This window comes from Elusimicrobiota bacterium, from assembly GCA_026388075.1.
Taxonomy (GTDB): Bacteria; Elusimicrobiota; Endomicrobiia; order Endomicrobiales; family JAPLKN01; genus JAPLKN01.
This window is the reverse complement of record JAPLKN010000005.1, coordinates 1-2,752: the sequence shown is the minus strand read 5'-3', so window position 1 is coordinate 2,752 and position 2,752 is coordinate 1. Positions and strand designations below refer to the sequence as shown.

The window sequence follows — 2,752 nt, the reverse complement described above, 5'->3', positions numbered from 1 at the left end:
TTCTTTTCGCAAATAAAGCATCAATATAGAAATCATCGCGGTCTTTCTGAAAGGCATAAAATTAGTTACTTAAAATGGTTTTGCTACTTCAAAACTGTCAAAAATAGCAACACTTTTTAACCTTTATGCCCAGAATGACATTAGGGGCTGATTTTAGTAGTTATGCCACTATCTGAAGGCAGACAGGATACGAAAGGCAACCAAAAGATCGGATTAAATATATAGAAATACAAATAAAAAACGGGTGGCAATTATTTTTAACTGCCGCCCGTTTTATTATTTTAAATAATTATTTCTTACTTTTTTTTAGTTTTTACCTGCATTGAATAAATAATCTTTTTTCCTGCCATATCGTAAATTTCCATTGAAGGAACGCCTTCATAATTTTTGTTTTTAATATATTTGCTAAGCACTGGATAAACTTTCATTACACCGATATAAATTGACAGTATATTTTTAAGCGGAAATTCTGCAGTCATACTCGGCGTTTTAGGATACAGCATTATGTTATATTTTGTTTTTAGTTTAGGTATCTTAACGTAATCTTTTTCTTCCAAAATAACGCCTACAATGCTTCGTAAATCTGCTTCCTTCACAGTTTTAGGATTATCATAATATATCCCGAATCCCTTTGAGGTATCTATTTTTTCATTGTTAAGCAGATCCCGATAAATTTCCATTTGAATTTTTCCAACTCCGTTGTAGGAGCCTTTATGTTCTTTATAAACCAGCTGAAAAGGTCCGATCTCTTTTTCAACAACGTTTATCCGCATAAACGTGCCCAGCGAATAAAAATAGATGCCGATAGATATTATAATTAATGCAACAATTATCAAAAATATTCTCATTTCAGACCTCCTGGTATAATGTTCATTATACCTGATATATTTTCTCGTTAAATCCGGGGCCCAATTCCTTATGAACCTTAAAACAGCAACCTATTATTTTCCCAGTCAGTTCATCAATTTGTTTCATCTGTGTAATCATTGTCTAATCTGCGTCCGCCCCAGTCGCCGCGCCTGCCGGCGGGCAGGGATCAGCCTTGGGCTGATAATCAAGGTATCCTATGTCTTTTTATCTTCTTTTCTTGCGGGATTCTTTAGGCGAAACAAAAGAAAGTCGCTGGCTTTTTTTTAATTCCTCGTCCACATCTTTCACTGCTAATGCAAACTCTGCAGCAAATACATACATCTTTTTCCCGGAGAAAAAGTCCGCTACTTTTTTTACTAGATATGTGTGCAGTTTGTGCCCTTCCAGCAATGAAGTATTTAATGCAAGTCTAAAGCCATATTTCATCCAATGACCTTCAGGAAATTTTAAATAAATTGTATTTTCTTGTCTTGCCAGTTCATCCCAGGATTCTGAACTTGTCTTCCATCCGTCTTCTCTAATATAGCCTGATATTTCATATAAATATTGTCTTTTTCTTTCTTTCAAACCGTTGTATTTAAGTTTAATTTTCATGTGCAGCCGTTCATTCTGGAAACGCTGGTATAACTTAAGATCGGAAGGAAGAGCAAACTCAGAACTAATATTTTCAGTTTCTTGAGTTATTGCTTTGCCCGGCACAAGATACTTATTTCTATAAATCGTCCTTGAATATAATTCATTATCATTAACTGAATAAAATTTTAACTCTAAAGAAACATTTGTGGCTGGTGTCTGCCCATAATTCTTTGTTTCCCAGCTGAACTTGCATATATCCCGGCCATATCTTTCCTTATTTAAATCAAGGTTCCAATCTTCAAGGGAAAGTATAGGCCTATTTCGCATTTCCATATCTTCCCTCATAAGATTAAAATTGTCTCTGGTAACAAAATATGCAGCAACAATTGTAGAGACAGATATTAGAGATATAAATGTATAAATCCAGTTTTGAGCTATTTTTGCGCTGCGTGCTTTCATTTTATTTTCCTGGTATAATGTTCCTTATACCTGCGTTTTTTCAGCTATTTGGTTTTTTTGTTCTATCTGAGTAATCTTTATCTAATCTGCGTCCGCCCCAGTCGCCGCGCCTGCCGGCGGGCAGGGATCAGCCTTGGGCTGATAATCAAGACATCCTGATCTTCACAGGATGTCCTTTTCCTTTAGTTTTGATCATTTTATCTATTTGGTTTGTTTGTGTCAATAAATATTTAAAGACAAAGACGTTTAAAAGTTATAATGTTTATAAAGTTATGAAAGTTGAAATATTTTAAAACTGGGCATTAAAGACCAAAGGCGTGCAAAAATGTAAAAGTTTGGAAGGGTAAAACTATAGAAACGTTTCAAAGTTTAGAAAGTGTAAATGTTTAGAAGGTTTAAGATTTTTAACTTTGAGGCTTTTACCGAACTCTACTTTCTGTCATCTTCGGGCTTGCCTGCCCGCCGGTTTTGTGGAGGGACCCGGAGATCCAGAAATATTTCATCTAATATAGTAGATTACCGGTCAAGCCGGGTAATGACAAAATAGTGGAAAAATGTAGTTCGGCAACAGCTTCGCTTTTACACCTTTACACCTTCAAAACTTTCAAAATGTATCAAGATTCAGTGCCTGGCTTTACTTATTTAACTTATTGCCGCTAGTTTTCTGCTTGCTATTTACAGAAATGACAGAAGTAAATAGGTGTCTGTTGTACTAGCTCAATAATTCGGTAACTTTTTGTAGTTTATCAAATGGTGTTATATAATTCAAACCGCCATGTTTGCGTAAATGGTTAAACTCGAACAGGAAATTTCCAAGATTAAGGATAATATCTTGTTCTGAAGCAAA

At 35.0% G+C, this 2,752-nt stretch carries 3 protein-coding genes; all 3 read right to left on the bottom strand.

The genetic code is table 11. The features are described from left to right. Positions 1-296 precede the first annotated feature (296 nt). Positions 297-848 (bottom strand): GyrI-like domain-containing protein, encoded by a 552-nt coding sequence (locus NT145_00210; protein MCX5781121.1) that lies wholly within the window; start codon positions 846-848, stop codon positions 297-299. Positions 849-873: 25 nt separating this feature from the next. Further along, positions 874-987 (bottom strand): hypothetical protein, encoded by a 114-nt coding sequence (locus NT145_00205; GenBank protein MCX5781120.1) that lies wholly within the window; start codon positions 985-987, stop codon positions 874-876. An 87-nt stretch (positions 988-1,074) separates the two neighbouring features. Next, complete coding sequence (locus NT145_00200; protein MCX5781119.1) at positions 1,075-1,905, bottom strand: hypothetical protein; 831 nt, start codon at positions 1,903-1,905, stop codon at positions 1,075-1,077. Positions 1,906-2,752 lie beyond the last annotated feature (847 nt).

Excerpts from the sequence above, each read along its gene's own strand:
- NT145_00210 (MCX5781121.1), bottom strand. The coding sequence starts at position 848 with ATGAGAATATTTTTGATAATTGTTGCATTAATTATAATATCTATCGGC.
- NT145_00205 (MCX5781120.1), bottom strand. The coding sequence starts at position 987 with ATGATTACACAGATGAAACAAATTGATGAACTGACTGGGAAAATAATA.
- NT145_00200 (MCX5781119.1), bottom strand. The coding sequence starts at position 1,905 with ATGAAAGCACGCAGCGCAAAAATAGCTCAAAACTGGATTTATACATTT.